Source organism: Pseudarthrobacter sp. YAF2, assembly GCF_052113345.1.
Classification (GTDB): domain Bacteria; phylum Actinomycetota; class Actinomycetes; order Actinomycetales; family Micrococcaceae; genus Arthrobacter.
Map to the genome: position 1 here is coordinate 17,980 of NZ_JBFRDA010000003.1, position 16,794 is coordinate 34,773.

Below are 16,794 nucleotides of genomic sequence, written 5' to 3' on the forward strand. Positions count from 1 at the left end.
GTGACGTGCCACACTGTTTAGCGCGTGTGCGCCGGCCCTTTTTGCCGGTACCGCAGCCGACGACGTCCGCACCGCATCCATAAACCTCCAACACCAGGGAGAACCATGCCCACTGCACAGGAGCAGACAACCACCCGGATACCGCGGCGGGTGATCTGGCTGGCGCTCGCGGGGGCGGTGGGTGGATTCCTCTTCGGCTTCGACTCATCCGTGGTCAACGGCGCCGTGGACGCCATGAAGGAAGAATTCGCCCTGTCCGAGGCCGTCACCGGCTTCGCCGTTGCCATCGCCCTGCTGGGCTGCGCCGCCGGGGCCTTCCTGGCCGGCAAGGTGGCCGACCGCTACGGCCGTATCCCTGCCATGAAGCTTGGCGCACTGCTCTTCCTGATCAGCGCCGTGGGCACCGGCTTCTGCTTCGGCGTCTGGGACCTGATCTTCTGGCGCCTGGTGGGCGGCCTGGGCATCGGCCTGGCGTCCGTGATCGCGCCCGCCTACATCTCGGAGATCTCCCCGCGAAAGGTCCGCGGGCGCCTGGCCTCCCTGCAGCAGCTGGCCATCACCACCGGTATCTTCGCAGCCCTGCTCTCCGATGCGCTCCTGGCCACGACCGCCGGCGGCGCAGGCCAGTCGTTCTGGCTCGGTATCGAAGCCTGGCGGTGGATGTTCCTTGCCGCCGCCGTCCCGGCCATCGTCTACGGCTGGGTGGCCTTCACGCTGCCCGAATCCCCGCGCTTCCTGGTGTTCCAGGGCAAAGAAGACCAGGCCCGGAAGGTGTTCGATTCGATTGCGCCCGCCGAGGATACCGACCGGCACATCCGCGACATCCGGGAAGCCATCGAGGAAGACAAGCTGGCCGGGCAAAAGGGTTCCCTCCGCGGCAAGACGTTCGGCCTGCAGACCGTGGTCTGGGTGGGCATCATCCTGTCCGTGCTGCAGCAGTTTGTGGGGATCAATGTGATCTTCTACTACTCCACCACGCTCTGGAAGGCCGTCGGGTTCCAGGAGAAGGACTCCCTGGCCATCTCCGTGGCAACGGCGGTCACCAACATCCTGGTCACCCTGGTGGCCATCGCCCTGGTGGACCGTGTTGGGCGCCGCCCCATCCTCCTCGCCGGGTCCGTGGGAATGGCAGTCTCCCTGGGCGCCATGGCCCTCGCGTTTTCCTCGGCAACGGGCAGCGGCGAGAACATCACCCTGCCGGGCGCCTGGGGTCCCGTGGCACTGGTGGCAGCCAACGTGTTCGTGATCAGCTTCGGCGCGTCCTGGGGGCCGCTGGTGTGGGTGCTCCTGGGCGAAATCTTCCCGTCCAGGATCCGTGCCCGGGCCCTGGGCCTGGCCGCTGCCGCGCAGTGGGTGGCCAACTTCGCGATCACCCTCAGCTTCCCGGTGATGGCCACCGGCTCGCTGCCCCTGACGTATGCCATGTACGCGCTGTTCGCGGCCGCGTCCTTCTTCTTCGTGATGTTCAAGGTGCCGGAGACCAACGGGATGTCCCTGGAGCAGGCCGAGACGCTGTTCGTGCCCAAGGGGTCCAAGAAGGCCTTGTAACGCCCCTTCAGCTTTCGCCGGAAGACAACAAACCCTCCATCACCTGGCGTGATGGAGGGTTTGCTTGTTGTCCGGCCGCTTACACCACGTGCGGTTCGTGCGAGGAGAGGTAGGCCCGGCCGCCGAGGGCGATCAGGATGGCGACCACCATGGCTGCCGCACCCGCGAAGAACGGAACCTGCGGGCCGAAGTGCTCACCGAGCTGCGCGGCCGCGAACGGGGCCAGCGCACCGCCCATCCAGCGGACGAAGTTGTAGCCGGAGGACGCCACGGGGCGGGGTGAATCCGAGACACCCATGGCCAGTTCGGTGTAAATGGTGTTGTTGACGCCCAGCAGGGCACCGGCAACGATCACCAGGACGACGACGGCCGGCACCGAGTGCCCCGCCGCCAGGCCCAGCCCGGCCAGGTCCAGCATGAGTAGGAACAGCGTGCCGGTCAGTACCTTGACGGCACCGAAACGGGCCTGCAGCGGCGGTGCCACGAAGACGGAGAAGACGGCCACGGCCACGCCCCAGCCGAAGAAGACGCCGCCGATTCCGTAGGCGTTCATGCCCAGGATGAACGGGGTGAAGGCCAGGATGGTGAAGAAGCCGTAGTTGTAGAACAGGCCGCTCGCCGCCGTCGTCCGCAGTCCCTTGTGGCCCAATGCCAGCAGGGGATCGCGCAGGCGGACCTTGCGCTCGGGCAGGGGCGTCTTGGGCAGCAGGGCGATCAGGGCGACGAAGGCGGCCGCCATGAGGACGGCGGTGCCGAAGAACGGTGCGCGCCACTGCCAGCCGCCCAGGAGGGCGCCCAGGAGCGGGCCGAGCGAGATGCCCAGGCCCAGTGCTGCCTCGTAAAGGATGATCGCGGTACCGGCGCCGCCGCTGGCGACGCCCACGATCACGGCGAGGGCCGTGGCCACGAACAGGGCGTTGCCCAGGCCCCAGCCCGCGCGGAAGCCCACCAGCTCACCGACGCTGGCGGACAGGCCGGAGAGCGAGGAGAAGACGACAATCACGGCCAGGCCGATCAGCAAGGTCCGTTTGCCGCCGATGCGGGAGGAAACATAACCGGTGATCAGCATGGCCAGCGCGGTGACCAGGAAGTAGCTGGTGAACAGCAGCGAGACCTGGCTGGGGCTTGCATGGAGGTTTGTGGCAATGGCCGGAAGGATGGGGTCCACCAGGCCGATGCCCATGAAGGCGAACACTGCGGCGAGCGCGGTGGCCCACACAGCCTTCGGCTGCTTAAGGAATGAGGCCTTTTCAGCCTGCAAGGTGTTTTCTGGTGCCGGCAGGGTTTCTGCGAGCTGGCCGTCCATGGAGGGTGCTCCTAAATTCGTCACTGGTTCAGTTCTGGAGGGAAGCGTTGATTTTGTCGATGACCGGCAGCGCGTCCGCCAGCGCTTTGCGGTCCTGGTCGCTGAGGGTACTCAGGATGCCTGCCATTACCCGGTTGCGGCGCCGGTTCGCGGAGTCCACGGCGTCCCGGCCTTCGGGGGTCAGGATCACCCGGACGGCGCGGGAGTCGTTCGGGTCCGGCTCGCGGCGTGCGAGTCCGGCACGTTCGAGCTTGATGATCTGCTCGGTGGCGCTGGGGACGCGGACCCCGAGGTTCCGAGCGATCTCGCCGACGCGCTGGCCCTCGTCGAGCAGCATCTTGAGGGTGCTGAGCTGGGCGGCGCTGAGTTCGCCGTCGGCGTCCAGGCGGCGGACCAGGTACACGCTGTGGCGGAGGGCTTCGCGGAACCCGCTGGCAAGTTCCTGCAGTGCGTTATCGTCGTTCATCGTTAGGTAGCCTAACATTTAGGGTACCTAACAGTCAAGCTTCAGAGAGTCAACTTCATCCCGACATGGCTGGCCTCAAAGCCCAGCTGCTCATAGAACCGGTGCGCTGCGGAGCGGCTGTGGTGCGTAGTCAGCTGCACCAGGGTGCAGCCCCGGCGCCGGGACTCCCCGATGGCCCAGCCCACCATGAGCTTTCCGAAGCCCTGCCCCCGAAGGGACGCAGCCACGCGGACGCCTTCGAGCTGCGAGCGCCATGCACCTTGCCGGGAGATGCCGGGAAGGAAGCTGAGCTGGAAGGTGGCCACCACCGGCCCGGCCTGGCTCCCTGGCGGAACAGTCTCGCCGACGATCAGGAGGTGGGCGGGGTCGGCGTTGATCGCATCAAAAGCGCGCTGGTACGGCTCCATGTCCCGCGCGGTCTCGCGGCCGGCACCCAAGGCGTCGTCGGCGAGCAGCCGCACCATGGCCGGGAGGTCGGCAGGGGTGGCGTGGCGGAGACGGAACGTACCGCCGTCGACGTCGGCGGTCAGCAAAGGAGTCACGGCTCTTTGGGTATCGGTCACCTGCCCAGCTTGGCACAGGATCTGAGCGGGGGTCTGGGGAAAATCTGCCAAAGGTGAGCGGGCGTTGCGGTAAAACACGCGAAAGGTGAGCGGGGGTTTCCGGGGTGCTGCACGACGAACGACGCCGGCACCCACCACTGTAATGAAGTGGTAAGTGCCGGCGTCGTTGTAATGGCGCGTGCCAGGGTGCCTCAGGCGGGGGCGCCTGCGAGTTCAGCCTGCCGCTCCTCCACCAGGGTGGCGACGGCGTTGAACAGCGGGTGGTCCGGCTCCAGTCCGGTGATCCGGGCCGTGGCATCGGACGGGTTTGCGGAGCCCAGGATGCCTGCCAGCTCAGTGGCCTCGGCATCGGCGGGGTCGTTGAAGCGGAGCGCGGCAGCAATGGCGCCCAGCAGGGCCTCCGGCACCACGCCGCGTTCCGCGAGCTCCGCCGCCGGGCCGATGAAGCGCTCGTGGCGGCTCAACTTCCGCATCGGCGCCCGGCCCACCCGGTTGACGGTGTCCGGCAGGTACGGGTTGGAGAACCGGACCAGGATTTTCTGTACGTAGGCTTCCTGCTCGTCGTTGCTGAAGCCGTGCTTGGCCACGAGGAGCTGCTTGGTCTCCTCGAGCACCGCCCGGACGTCCTCGGCCACATCCTGGTCCGCCATGGCATCGGAGATCTTTTCCAGCCCCGCCTCAAAGCCCAGGTAGGCCGCAGAGGCATGCCCGGTGTTCACGGTGAACAGCTTCCGCTCGATGTACGGCGAGAGGTCGTCAACGAACGTGGCACCGGGTATCACCGGTGCGGCATCGCCGAAGGCGCTCCGGTCGATGACCCACTCGTAGAAGGTTTCCACGGTGACGTCCAGGCCCTGCCCGGCTTCCTGGTTGGGCACGATCCTGTCCACGGCGGTGTTCGCGAACACCACCTTCCCGTCCAGGGCTCCGGCGGCGGCCCCCGGCTGGGCGGCCACCTCCCTGGCCAGGATGTCCGTGGCATTGATGGCGTTCTCGCAGGCCATCACCTGCAGGGGTGCCCGGCCGGGCTCCCTGGCGACGATGCCCTTGGCGATCACGGGCGCCACGAACTTCAGGATGTGCGGGCCCACCGCCGTGGTGACGATGTCCGCCGTCGCGATCTCCGCGACCAGCTCCGCTTCCTGGGTGTTGGAGTTCAACGCCCGGAAGTTGTCCACCGTCCGCACGGCGGGGTTCTCGCCCACCTCGTGGACCGCATAGCTGTCCGCTGCCGCCAGCCGGGTGATCAGTTCCTCGGCGACGTCCGCGAACACCACCTCGTAGCCGGCATCATGCAGGAGCAGGCCCACGAAGCCGCGGCCGATGTTGCCGGCGCCAAAATGTACTGCCTTCATTAAGCGTTGACCTTTCCGAAGAGCTCCAGGACTTCATCCTCGGACGTGGCAGCCTCGAGCCGGGCCACCTGCTCCTTGTTCGTGAAGACCTTGGCGATGGAGGACAGGATGTGCAGGTGTTCGTTGTTGATGCCTGCGACGCCCACCACGAACTTGACCTCCTTGCCGTTCCAGTCGATGCCCTCGGGGTAGCGGATCACGGACACCGCGGACTTGCGGATGTGGTCCTTGGCGGCGTTGGTACCGTGTGGAATCGCCAGGAAGCTGCCCATGTAGGTGGACACGGACTCTTCCCGCTCATGCATGGCGGCGATGTAGCCCTCGTCCACGGCCCCGCGGGCCAGCAGGAGCCGGCCGGCTTCGTCAATCGCGGCATCGCGGGTGGTGGCGGAACCCCGCATGACCACGCTCTCCCGAGCCAGGATCTCGGAGGTTCCGGCACCGGAAGCCGCAGCCGCGGTTCCTGCCGCGGCAGCGGGCGCAGCATCCACCGGGGCATCGGCGGCGTGCGCACCGTGGGTGGCGCCGGCGTCGGCCGTGTCACCGCGCTCGGTGTTGCTTTCGCGGACCAGCTCCACGATTTCGTCGTAGCGCGGGCTGCTCATGAAGTTGTCCACCGAATAGTGCACGGCGCTGGACGTGGCCGGTTTGGCACGTTCGGTGAGGTCCTGGTGGGTGACCACGACGTCGTAGCTGTCGGTGAGGTTGGCGATGGAGGCGTTGGTGACCTTGACGTCGGGGAACCCGGCGGCCTTGATCTTGTTCCGCAGCACCGAGGCGCCCATGGCGCTGGAGCCCATGCCGGCGTCGCAGGCGAACACGACGTTGCGCACCGGGCCGGCCAGGACGCCTACTCCGCCGCGGCGGCCGGCAGCGGCACCCGCTGCGGCTCCTGCGCCGGCACCGGCACCGGTCAGGGTGGAGGCAACCGAGCTCTTCTTCCCCTTCATCTCCTCCATGCGGGAGGTGGCGTCGGACAGGTCCGTCTCATCGCTGTGCTTGGTGGTTCGCAGGATGACGGAGGACACCAGGAAGGAGACTGTGGCCGCCAGCACCACGGAGAGGATCACGCCGAAGTAGCTGTCGCGGGAGGTCTGCGCCAGCACGGCGAAGATGGAGCCAGGCGCGGCCGGGGCCACCAGGCCCGAGTTGGTGACGGCAAGCGTGGCGATGCCGGTCATGCCGCCGGCGATCGTACCCAGGATCAGCAGCGGGCGCATCAGGACGTACGGGAAGTAGATCTCGTGGATACCGCCGAAGAACTGGATGAGGGCTGCGCCGGGAGCCGAGGCCTTGGCGGCGCCGCGGCCAAAGAACGTGTACGCGAGCAGGAGGCCCAGGCCGGGGCCGGGGTTGGCTTCAAGCAGGAACAGGATGGACTTGCCCTGCTCCAGGGACTGCTGCACGCCCAGCGGGGTGAGCACGCCGTGGTTGATGGCGTTGTTGAGGAACAGGACCTTGGCCGGTTCGATGAAGATGCTGGTCAGCGGCAGGAGCCCGTTCTGCACCAGGAACTCGACGAACTTGCCTGCCTGCTCACTGAAAGCGGTGACCAGCGGCGAAATGCCATAGAAGCCCAACATGGCCAGCAAGGCGCCCCAGATGCCGGCGGAGAAGTTGTTGACCAGCATCTCGAAGCCGGGGCGGATCTTGCCGTCCCACAGCATGTCGATCTTCTTCATGGTCCAGCCGCCCAGCGGGCCCATGATCATGGCGCCAATGAACATGGGGATGCCGGCACCGACGATCACGCCCATGGTGCCGATGGCACCGACCACGCCGCCGCGGACGTCGTAGACCATTTTGCCGCCGGTGTAGCCGATCAGCAGCGGCAGGAGGTAGGTGATCATGGGGCCTACCAGGCCGATGTTGGGCTTGCCGCCGGTCTCGCCGAAACCACCCAGTTGCGGAACAGGCAGCCAGCCCTTCTCGATGAAGAGGGCGGTGATGATGCCCCAGGCGATGAACGCCCCGATGTTGGGCATGATCATGCCGGACAGGAATGTCCCGAACTTTTGGACGTGCACGCGCGCGCTGGTGCGGGGTTTCGCAACTGTCTCTGTTGCCATGTGATTTCCTAACCGTCATTCCTGCTGCTCCGCAGGATGGTCCGAATGATTACGACGACGTAGTGCTGGGTAATGCGCTGATTGGGGCCTAACCGGCGGTGCTGGTGGAGATCCGGTGCAGCCATTCGAGGAAGAGCTTGAGTTCCGAGCTCGAAAGCTGGTCAGAGTGCGAAGCCTGAAGTGCGGCGTTCAGGGCGATCGCTGCCACCACCACCGAGGACTTCCCGGTGCTGCCCCCGGCGGAGCCGCTGGCGGGCTCGGCGGACACCGCGAAGATCATGGCGTCCCGGGTCATGGTGGACAATTCGAGGTTCCTTTCGGCGACGGACTCCGCAATCAGCATCAACGTCACGCCCACGTTGGCCGCCAGGATTGACCTGGCCGCCTCCCTGGGCTGGACGTTCAGCTGGCCCGCAGCCGCAGCCTTGTTCAGCATCTCCTCCATCAGCGCCTCGGCGTCCGCCACGATGGCAGGCCGGCTTTCCGGGCGGATATTGCCAAACATCACCAGGTACAACTCGGGCTGGTTCAGCCCGAACTGGACATGGTTGTCCCACATTCTCCGGATGTCCTCAATCGGCTGTCCGGAAGGGGCAAAATCCCTTTCGCCCGCGACATATTCCTCAAACCCTGCGGCGACGACGGCGTCGAACAGACCTTCCTTGTCACCGAAGTGGTGGTACAGCGTTGGCGCCGATACCCCAGCCAGCTGGGTGATCTGGCGGGTGGACACCGGCGCCCCCGCGGAATTTGCCAGCAACTCCGCGGCTGCGCGGAGCAGCCGCATTTTGGGGGGAAGCTGGCCATCCAAACTCATAACCGCTACCCTAGCACCTATAGCGTTGCTATATGAACTGAATCACATACAATTTTTTCAGGCACGTTTCCCGCCCTGGACGTAGCAGTCCTCCGGCGGACCCGGCACGGCGCCGGAGAACTTGGCGGGCCTGTCTACCGGCAGAGAATGAGGACCTTCAGTGCAGAACTTCCCAGGAGTAGGCGTCAGTCCAGGTCGCGTCATCGGCACCGTCCGCCAGATGCCCAAACCGATCAGCGAGCCGCCCGCCGGCGAGCAGCTGGCCGCCGACACCACTGCCGAAGAAGCCACCGCCGCCTTGAAAGCGGCAGCGCAGGCCGTGCACGACGAACTGAAGGACCGTGCCACCCATGCCGTGGGTGATGGCAAGGCAGTCCTGGAAGCCACCGCACTGATGGCAAAGGACACCATGCTGATCAAGGGGGCCGCCAAGCTTGTAGCCCGCGGAACCTCCGCCGAACGCGCCATCTGGGAATCCGGCTCCTCGGTTTCCGAGATGCTGCACAACCTGGGCGGCTACATGGCCGAACGCGCCACGGACGTCCTGGACGTCCGCGCCCGGATCGTCGCAGAGCTCCGCGGTGTTCCCGCGCCGGGCATCCCGGCCTCCAACACCCCGTTCGTCCTGGTGGCCGAGGACCTTGCCCCGGCCGACACCGCCACCCTGGACCCCAACAAGGTCCTGGCGCTCGTCACCGCCGGTGGCGGCCCCCAGTCCCACACGGCCATCATCGCCCGGTCCCTGGGCCTGCCTGCAGTTGTGGCCGCCGTCGGCGTTGACGAACTCGCGGACGGCACCGAGGTGTACGTTGACGGCGCCGCCGGGAACATCACGTCCGAACCGGACCAGACCCTCCGGGCTACCGCCGAGGCGTGGGCCGCCACGGCGTCGCTGCTGGCCGAGTTCAACGGCACGGGCACGACGGCGGACGGCCACCTGGTGCCGCTGCTCGCCAACGTGGGCGGCGGCAAGGACGCCGAAGCCGCTGCCAAGCTCGGAGCGCAGGGCGTGGGCCTGTTCCGCACCGAGTTCTGCTTCCTGGAGCGCGATACCGAACCCAGCGTGGAGGAACAGGCAGCGGCCTACAAGAGCGTCTTCGATGCCTTCCCCGGCAAGAAGGTGGTCCTGCGCACCCTGGACGCCGGTGCCGACAAGCCCCTGCCGTTCCTGACAGACTCCACGGAGCCCAACCCCGCCCTGGGCGTCCGCGGTTACCGCACCGACTTCACTACCCCCGGCGTCCTGGACCGGCAGCTGGAAGCCATCGCGCTGGCCCAGCAAGAGTCCGAGGCCGACGTCTGGGTCATGGCCCCCATGATTTCCACGGCCGAGGAAGCCGCGCGCTTCGCTTCCATGTGCGCAGACGCCGGCATCAAGACACCCGGCGTCATGGTGGAGGTCCCGTCCGCCGCCCTCACCGCCGAAGCGATCCTCCGCGAAGTGGGCTTCGCCAGCCTGGGCACCAACGACCTCACCCAGTACGCCATGGCCGCCGACCGCCAGCTCGGCCCTCTTGCCAACCTCAATACCCCCTGGCAGCCCGCAGTCCTGCGCCTCGTCGGGCTCACTGTTGAAGGGTCCAGGGCCGAAGGCCACAACAAGCCGGTAGGCGTCTGCGGTGAGGCTGCCGCGGACCCGGCCCTCGCCGTCGTCCTCACCGGCCTTGGGGTGAACACCCTGTCCATGACCGCCCGCTCGCTCGCCGCGGTGGCCGCCGTCCTGAAGACAGTGACCCTCTCCGAAGCCCAGGAACTGGCAAAGCTGGCCCTCTCCGCCCCGAGCGCCACGGAAGCCCGGGCATGGGTGCGGGAGAAACTGCCGGTCCTTGAGGAACTCGGGCTCTGATCCGGAGGAACTGACCGCCGGCGGGCAGGCACCGTACGCGGGATAGGCTACGTCCATGGCATTGATAGCCCCCCGCGTTACGGCCGGCCTGCCCGCAGGCGAGGCCCGCCGCCTTGCGCGCGCACTTGAGGACAGCAACGACATCACCGTCTTCGTGGACGGCACCGTCCACCGCCTGCCCGCGCAGGCGAGGGACGCCGTCGTGGATCTCCTGGCACGGCTGGGACGCGGCGAAACAGTGACCGTCAGCAGCGTGGAGGAAATGCTGACCACCTCCCAGGCGGCCGAACTGGCGGGCATCTCGCACACGTACCTGCGCAACATGACGGACCGCGGCGAGATCCCGGTGGAGTACCGCGGCTCGCACCGCCGGATCCGGCAGGCTGACATCATGGCGTGGCTGGAACACCAGAAGCATGAGGACCAGAAGCGCCAGCAGGACAAGGCCGCCCGGGACGCCGCCGGGCAGGCAGAGTAGTGCGGTTTCCCCTTGGGCGGCGGGGCCGGGAAGACGTCGGGCTGCACCAAACCGACGTGGAGGCCAATGGCCTGACAGGCAGGCTGCTTTGGGCCGGCGGGACACCCCCGCCCGGACAACAGGCCGCCGGGAAAACCGCCGGACCGGCGTACGTCCTCATCCACGGCATCGGCGTCTCCCACCGCTACCTCCGCCGCCTCCACGGCGAACTGGCCGCCGCCCCCACCTACTCGCTGGACCTGCCGGGCTTCGCCGGAACACCCAAGCCCGGCAGGCAGCTGTCCGCAGCGGACTACGGCGCCTTCATCGCCCAGGCATTGAAGGCATCAGGAATCGACTCCTACATCCTGGTGGGACACTCGATGGGCGTGCAGTTCGCCATCGAGGCCGCGCTTTACGCACCGGAACGAGCGCTGCAACTGGTGTTGATGGGGCCTGTGGTGGATTCCCGGCACCGGAGCGTCCTGCGGCAGGGCCTGGCTCTTTTCCTGGACGCGATGCTCCGGGAAAATGCCTCATCCAACTGGATCGTCTTCACCGACTACTTCCGCTGCGGACCGCGCTGGTACTTCACCGAAGTGCCGGTGATGATGGGCTACCCCACGGAGCTGCGGCTGGCCGGCATCAACGTGCCCGTCCTGGTCCTCCGCGGCAACCACGACCAAGTGGCCGGGCCGGAGTGGTGCATTCGGCTCGCCCAGTCCGTACCGCAGGGAAGCTTCGTGGAAATACCGCGGGCAGGGCATGTGGTCCAGCACCTGCGCCCGCAGCAGGTGGGGGACGCCATCCGGTCCTTCGCAGCGGCCGCCTCCCGGTAACCCTGGACTTCCGGCGTCAGATCCTGGGCCTTGCCGCCCAGCGCCGCATCTTAAGCGCGGCGTGCAGTTCCAGCCGGGGCAATCCTTTCAGCGGGTCCACCCCCAGCAGCTGCCGGATCCGCCCCAGCCGGTTGTAGATGCTGCTGCGGTGCAGGTGAAGCCGGGTGGCCACGTCCTGGACCGAGCCGTCATTGTCATACAGCAGCTCCAGGACGGGAATGAGCTCGCCGTTGCGGTCGTGGTCCTCGAGCATCCGGAAGTACACGGACCCGGAGTCCGCCCACGCCCCGACTCCCCCACCGGCCGAGGCGAGCAGCTGGTAGACGCCGGTGGCGCGGCAGTCCACCAGCTCGCCCAGCTGCGGGTCGACGGCCGCGGCCTGGGCTGCCATCCGGGACTGCCGGTAGGCCTCCGCGAGCTGGCGCGTCCTGGCGAAACCCTCGCTGATCCCCAGGATGATCCGGTGGACCGGCCGGCCCGAGCGCTTGGCCAGCTCCAGCTGGTAGTGCACCAGCACCTGGGCGTGGTTGGCCCGCCCGGTCGATTCGCGGAACAGCACCACCGAATGGGTGTCGGTGCCGGCACTGAAGAGCGCCGCATCCACCCCCACCGTTGCCTGCAGCGCCGTTGAACGGTGGATCAGGGCGGAGGCGATGGGGTCCGGCCCGCTGGCCCAGCCGTCCGCATCGAGGATGGTGACCATCTGCCAGGGGCCACGGCCCTGGACTTCCTTCCAGCCCGCCACCGCCGCCACGGCGTTCGGTTCCCCCGCGCAGGCTGCCAGGAACTCGCGCTCCCGGCCCCGCCGGAATTCGGATTCCGCCGTGTTGGAGTCGAGCAGGAGCCCCGAAAGCAGCTCAAGCTCGTGGTTGACGCCCGGCAGTTGGGTGAGGATCGCCGTCGGGCTTTCCTCCGCCGAATCCTGCTGCACCCACAGGTAGCCCACGCGGAAACCCCGCACCATCAGCGGGACACAGACCCGGCCCAGCATGCCCAGGTCCGGATTCCCCGGAATCACCACAGGCCGGACCGCGGTGGCGATGCCGTGGGAGAGCTGCCAGGCGCTTACGTCCGCCGGGACCTTCTTGCTCAACAGGAAATTCACCCGCACACGGTCGGCGTGGGACTGGTTGGAGCTGTAGGCGAGCAGCAGGCCGTCCAGGTCCTCGAGGGATAGGCCGCGGCCCAGCTTCTGTGCCACCTGTTCGACGAGCTGTTCCACACCCTGCTGCTGCATGGGCTCACCCTACTGCCTGCGCAGCCGGCCCGACGAACCAACACGAGGCGACACCTGACGCTCCAGGACTCGACATCTGTCGAGCTGCAGCCCACAAAATCCGCTTCATTCCGCGGTTTTGCCGCACGTCGGTCAGGTGGAACATGTCAGCTGGCTCACAACCGGATTTATCGTTGAAACACGAAATTCCTTCCGCTTTTCCGGCCTATCGGCCCCCATACATTGGAGCAGACGATGATCATCGGCGTCCCCAAAGAAATCAAGAACAACGAATTCCGCGTGGCCATCACCGCAGCCGGCGTCCACGAGTTCCTTACTCACGGGCACACCGTCCTGGTGGAGCGCGGGGCCGGCCTGGGCTCAGGTATTACCGACGAGGAATACTCGATCGCCGGCGCCGAAATCGTTAACGACGCGGACGACGTCTGGGCCCGTGCCGACATGGTGATGAAGGTCAAGGAGCCCATCAAGTCCGAGTACCACCGCTTCCGCAAGGGCCTGATCCTCTTCACCTACCTGCACCTCGCGGCCGAGCCGGAACTGACGCAGGAGCTCATTAATTCCGGCGTCACCGCGATCGCCTACGAGACGGTGCAGGAAGGCCGTACCCTGCCGCTGCTGGCCCCGATGTCCGAGGTCGCCGGACGCCTGTCTGTCCAGGTGGGCGCCACCTCACTGATGGCTCCGGCCGGCGGCAAGGGCGTGCTGCTGGGCGGCGTCCCGGGCGTCCGCCCGGCCAAGGTGGTTGTCCTGGGCGCCGGCGTGGCCGGAACCAACGCCGCCGCCATGGCCCTGGGCCTGGGTGCCGACGTGACCATCCTGGACATCAACATCAACCGGCTCCGCGAACTCGATGCCCAGTACCAGGGCCGGCTCAAGACGGTCGCTTCCAACAAGTACGAGATCGAAAAGTCAGTGGTGGACGCGGACCTGGTGATCGGCTCCGTCCTGATCCCCGGCGCCAAGGCCCCCAAGCTGGTCACCAACGACCTCGTGGCACGGATGAAGCCCGGCTCGGTCCTGGTGGACATCGCCGTGGACCAGGGCGGCTGCTTCGAGGACACGCACCCCACCACGCACCAGGAACCCACCTACAAGGTGCACAACACCATTTTCTACTGCGTGGCCAACATGCCCGGCGCGGTGCCCAACACCTCCACGTACGCGCTGACCAATGTGACCCTGCGCTACGCCGTGTCCCTGGCCAACCTGGGTGTCAAGGCCGCGTTCGACCGCGACCCCGCCCTCGCCGCCGGGCTCAACATCGCCGCCGGCCACGTGGCACACCACTCCGTGTCCGAGGCCCACAACCTGCCCCTGGTTTCCGACTGGCACGAACTGGTTTCGGCTTAGTCCGCTCCTGTGGTTGAGCTTGTCGAAACCGGGGTTTCGACAAGCTCAACCACCGATCTTTTTAAGCCAGTTCGCGGGCTTTTTCTATGATCTTCAGGACCTCGACGGCGTCTTCCGGGTTTACGGGGAGGGGCAGGGCTGACGCTGTGCCGCCGTCGAGGATCTTGGCCGCCAGGATGCGGTAGAACTCCGGGTAGGCTCCGCGTTCGGTGGGGAGCCGGTCCAAGTGGCCGTCACGGCCCAGCAGCCCCGCCCATTCCGGCGCTTCCTGCCCGTACCCGGGATCCAGGGGGCTGCCGCCAGCGGCAAGGTAGGGCTCCTGCGGGTCCACCCCGTTCTTCGTGTACCCACCCACGGAACCGAGCACCCGGAAGCGGGGCCCCTGCTGCGCGCACAGCATGTTCATGGTCAGGTGGCTGGTCACGCCGGAATCGTGACGCAGGACCAGGAACACGTCATCATCGGCCCGTTCATCGGACCGCCGCGCCGCCAGCTCGGCGTGGGCCACCGCGGCGGGGCCGAACAACTGCAGCGCCTGGTCAACCAGATGGCTGCCCAGGTCGAAGAGGACTCCTCCTCCGTCCGCGGCGGTGGCCCGCACCTTCCAGGGCTTGGCGATACTGGGTTGCCAGCGCTCGAACCGGGACTCGAACCTGGTCACCCCGCCCAAGGCCCGGGCGTCCAGCAATTTCCGCAGGGTCAGGAAATCGCCGTCCCACCTCCGGTTGTGGAACACCGTCAATACCCGGCCCAGCTGCCGCGCCATGTCAACGAGTTCCTGCCCCTGCGCGCTGGTCACAGCGAACGGCTTGTCCACCACCACATCCAGCCCCGCCTCCAGCGCCGCCTTGGCCAGCGGATAGTGCGTCTCCGGCGGCGTTGCCAGGACCACCAGGTCAAGGTCAGCTGCCCGCCCCAGGACGGCGCCGCCGTCGCGCACAACGTCCGCCCCCGGAAGCCGGGCAGAGGCAGACGCCTGCCGCCCGGCGTCGGACGTGGCAATGATGTCCAGCGAATAGCTGCCGTTGGCTGCGAGCAACGGGGTGTGGAACACGCTCCCTGCCAGCCCGTAGCCGACGACGGCGGTGCGGATGGTGCGGGGGTCGACTTCAGTTCCGGTCATGGAAGCTACGCTACCCCGGGGGTGCACACCGTTAAACGGGGCCGGCACCCCTGGTGGCCAGGGGTGCCGGTTTGTCGAGCGGATTGCGGGCTGGTTACTTCTTTTCCCAGCCGATGGTGGTCCAGTCAGGGACCTGCGAGGTGCTCTGGAAGAGCGACGGGCCATAGTTGGCCAGGCCGGTGCGGACGAAGGAGATCTGCGGGCCGTTGAAGACCACGCCCATGGAGAAGTACTTCGCCATGTGTTCCTTCTCCACGTCCATGGCAGCCTTGTTGCGCGCTGCGTTGTCCTCGATGGAGGCGAGGTCGGCGATCTTCTTGTCCAGATCGGCGTCACCCAGCTTGTTCTCGTTGGTCTTGGAGTCGTAGTACTGCTTGACGGCGTCGGTGGCATCCGGGCCCACGGTGTAGCCGGAGATGCTCAGGTCGAACTCGCGGCTGCCCAGGACCTTGCCGAAGTCGGCGGAGGCGCGCTGGTCGATGCCCACATCCATGCCGCCGGCCTGGAGCTGCTTCTGCAGCGTCTGGGCCACGGCCAGGGTGGTGGGATCGTCGCCGAAGTTGCTGATCTTGAAGGAGGCGGGCTTGCCGTCCTTCTCCATGATGCCGTTGGCGTTGGCCGTGTAGCCGGCGTCGGTGAGGACCTTCTTGGCGGCGTCCGGGCCGGTTTCCTTGACCGGGTAGTTGTCCTGGTAGTACTCGGAGAACGGCAGCAGCATCATGGAACCGGAGCTGGGCTCTTCCCAGTTCAAGCCGTTGAAGCGGACCTTGCGGAGTGCCTCGCGGTCTACGGCGGCGAAGATGGCCTTGCGGACGTTGACGTCGGTGATGCGCTGGGCGTTGAGGTTCAGGCCACCGGCAAAGAGGCGCTGGCCGCGGCGGATGTCTGAATCCTTGGTGCCGTCCAGCTGCTTGTACAGCGAGATGGTGTTGGCGGACATGGCATCGATTTCACCGTTCTTGAAGGCGGCGATCTGTGCGCTGGTTTCCAGCTGGCGGAAGGTCACGTTTGCCAGGACCGGCTTCTGGCCCCACCACTTGTCGTTCGGAACCAGGGTGACGGTCTTGGCCGCGGTGTCGTACTGGTCCAGCTTGAAGGGGCCTGCCATCCACTCCGGGTGCATGTTGCCGTTAAAGCCCTCGTTGAAAATCTCCGGGGTGTTGACGGCGGGATGGATCAGTCCGAAGAACAGCGAATCGACCGGGAAGACCGGGCGGGACGTCTTGACGATGACTTCCTTGTCGCTGCTGCCGGCCTCAACGGAGTCAACGAATTCGTACGCTCCGGAGCTGACGATGTCGTAACCGGCATCCGGGCTCTTAAGGATGTTCCAGGTGTTCTTGAAGGCTTTGACGTCAATCGGGGTGCCGTCGTTGTAGGTGGCCTTGGGGTTGACCTCGATGGTGATGGTCTGCTTGCCGTCCTTCACCTCGCTCTTCACCGACTCGCAGAAATCGGTGTTCGGGGTGACCTTGCCCTTGAAGTCCAGCTTCCAGCAGCCGCCGATGCCGCCGCTGTTCATAGCCACCGGGTTCATGGGAATCTGCAGGGCCGAGTTGTCATTGCTGTTGCCGTTGTTGGAGAAACCATTGAAGTCCGGCCCGATGTTGCCCAGCGGAAGGGTAACCTTGCCGCCCTGCTGGAGATCGGCTGCCGGCTTCTCATTGATGCTGATCAGCTTGGACAGGTCGCTGCCTGCCTCCTGCCCCTTGGCTGTTTCGGGGCCGCTGGCACCGCCACCTCCGCAGGCCGTCAGCGTCAGGGCGGCAGCAATGGCTGCTGCCCCGCCGATCCTGTTCAGTTTCCTCATGGTTT

General features: G+C 66.7%; 14 protein-coding genes. 5 read left to right on the forward strand and 9 right to left on the reverse strand.

Annotation, left to right across the window (positions count from 1 at the left end; all coding sequences use genetic code 11):
• Window positions 1-105: 105 nt before the first annotated feature.
• The gene (locus AB4Y79_RS03980) at window positions 106-1,548 is read left to right on the forward strand and encodes a sugar porter family MFS transporter (protein WP_441858940.1); all 1,443 of its coding nucleotides are present in this window, start codon (window positions 106-108) and stop codon (window positions 1,546-1,548) included.
• Window positions 1,549-1,627: 79 nt separating this feature from the next.
• Here AB4Y79_RS03980 and AB4Y79_RS03985 read toward each other — a convergent pair whose 3' ends face one another.
• The 6 genes from AB4Y79_RS03985 to AB4Y79_RS04010 all read right to left on the reverse strand — a co-directional run bounded on the left by AB4Y79_RS03985 (window position 1,628) and on the right by AB4Y79_RS04010 (window position 8,124).
• Window positions 1,628-2,854, reverse strand: a complete 1,227-nt coding sequence (locus tag AB4Y79_RS03985) for an MFS transporter (protein WP_441858942.1) — start codon at window positions 2,852-2,854, stop codon at window positions 1,628-1,630.
• 28 nt (window positions 2,855-2,882) lie between these two features.
• Entirely contained in the window at window positions 2,883-3,320 is a 438-nt protein-coding gene (locus tag AB4Y79_RS03990; protein ID WP_441858944.1) for a MarR family winged helix-turn-helix transcriptional regulator, read from the reverse strand.
• 41 nt (window positions 3,321-3,361) lie between these two features.
• Window positions 3,362-3,853, reverse strand: coding sequence for a GNAT family N-acetyltransferase (locus AB4Y79_RS03995; RefSeq protein WP_441859501.1), 492 nt, complete (start codon window positions 3,851-3,853; stop codon window positions 3,362-3,364).
• Window positions 3,854-4,074: 221 nt separating this feature from the next.
• Window positions 4,075-5,238, reverse strand: a complete 1,164-nt coding sequence (locus tag AB4Y79_RS04000) for a mannitol-1-phosphate 5-dehydrogenase (RefSeq protein ID WP_441858946.1) — start codon at window positions 5,236-5,238, stop codon at window positions 4,075-4,077.
• Window positions 5,238-7,307 (reverse strand): PTS mannitol transporter subunit IICBA, encoded by a 2,070-nt coding sequence (locus AB4Y79_RS04005; protein ID WP_441858948.1) that lies wholly within the window; start codon window positions 7,305-7,307, stop codon window positions 5,238-5,240. The genes AB4Y79_RS04000 and AB4Y79_RS04005 overlap by 1 nt, the downstream gene beginning before the upstream one ends.
• A gap of 88 nt (window positions 7,308-7,395) precedes the next feature.
• Window positions 7,396-8,124 carry a TetR/AcrR family transcriptional regulator gene (locus AB4Y79_RS04010; RefSeq protein WP_441858950.1) on the reverse strand — a complete coding sequence of 243 codons (729 nt, stop codon included), beginning with the start codon at window positions 8,122-8,124 and terminating at the stop codon, window positions 7,396-7,398.
• Between the two features lie 160 nt (window positions 8,125-8,284).
• Between AB4Y79_RS04010 and ptsP the strand changes: the two genes are divergently transcribed.
• From ptsP to AB4Y79_RS04025, 3 genes are read left to right on the forward strand one after another with little or no spacing between them, the layout of a single operon-like run.
• On the forward strand, window positions 8,285-9,970 hold the full coding sequence (ptsP, locus tag AB4Y79_RS04015; RefSeq protein ID WP_441858952.1) for a phosphoenolpyruvate--protein phosphotransferase: 1,686 nt from the start codon (window positions 8,285-8,287) through the stop codon (window positions 9,968-9,970).
• 55 nt (window positions 9,971-10,025) lie between these two features.
• On the forward strand, window positions 10,026-10,448 hold the full coding sequence (locus AB4Y79_RS04020) for a helix-turn-helix domain-containing protein (protein ID WP_441858954.1): 423 nt from the start codon (window positions 10,026-10,028) through the stop codon (window positions 10,446-10,448).
• Window positions 10,448-11,266: an alpha/beta fold hydrolase gene (locus AB4Y79_RS04025; RefSeq protein ID WP_441858956.1), complete on the forward strand. Its 819-nt coding sequence runs from the start codon at window positions 10,448-10,450 to the stop codon at window positions 11,264-11,266. The genes AB4Y79_RS04020 and AB4Y79_RS04025 overlap by 1 nt, the downstream gene beginning before the upstream one ends.
• Window positions 11,267-11,282: 16 nt before the next feature.
• Here the strand turns inward: AB4Y79_RS04025 and AB4Y79_RS04030 are convergent, their stop codons facing one another.
• Complete coding sequence (locus tag AB4Y79_RS04030) at window positions 11,283-12,503, reverse strand: PucR family transcriptional regulator (protein WP_441858958.1); 1,221 nt, start codon at window positions 12,501-12,503, stop codon at window positions 11,283-11,285.
• Between the two features lie 234 nt (window positions 12,504-12,737).
• Between AB4Y79_RS04030 and ald the strand changes: the two genes are divergently transcribed.
• Window positions 12,738-13,856 (forward strand): alanine dehydrogenase, encoded by a 1,119-nt coding sequence (gene ald / locus AB4Y79_RS04035; protein WP_441858959.1) that lies wholly within the window; start codon window positions 12,738-12,740, stop codon window positions 13,854-13,856.
• 61 nt (window positions 13,857-13,917) lie between these two features.
• On the opposite strand, the gene AB4Y79_RS04040 is transcribed toward ald, so the two are convergent.
• The gene (locus AB4Y79_RS04040) at window positions 13,918-14,979 is read right to left on the reverse strand and encodes a Gfo/Idh/MocA family protein (RefSeq protein ID WP_441858961.1); all 1,062 of its coding nucleotides are present in this window, start codon (window positions 14,977-14,979) and stop codon (window positions 13,918-13,920) included.
• Between the two features lie 94 nt (window positions 14,980-15,073).
• The gene (locus AB4Y79_RS04045) at window positions 15,074-16,789 is read right to left on the reverse strand and encodes an ABC transporter family substrate-binding protein (RefSeq protein WP_441858963.1); all 1,716 of its coding nucleotides are present in this window, start codon (window positions 16,787-16,789) and stop codon (window positions 15,074-15,076) included.
• Window positions 16,790-16,794: the final 5 nt, after the last annotated feature.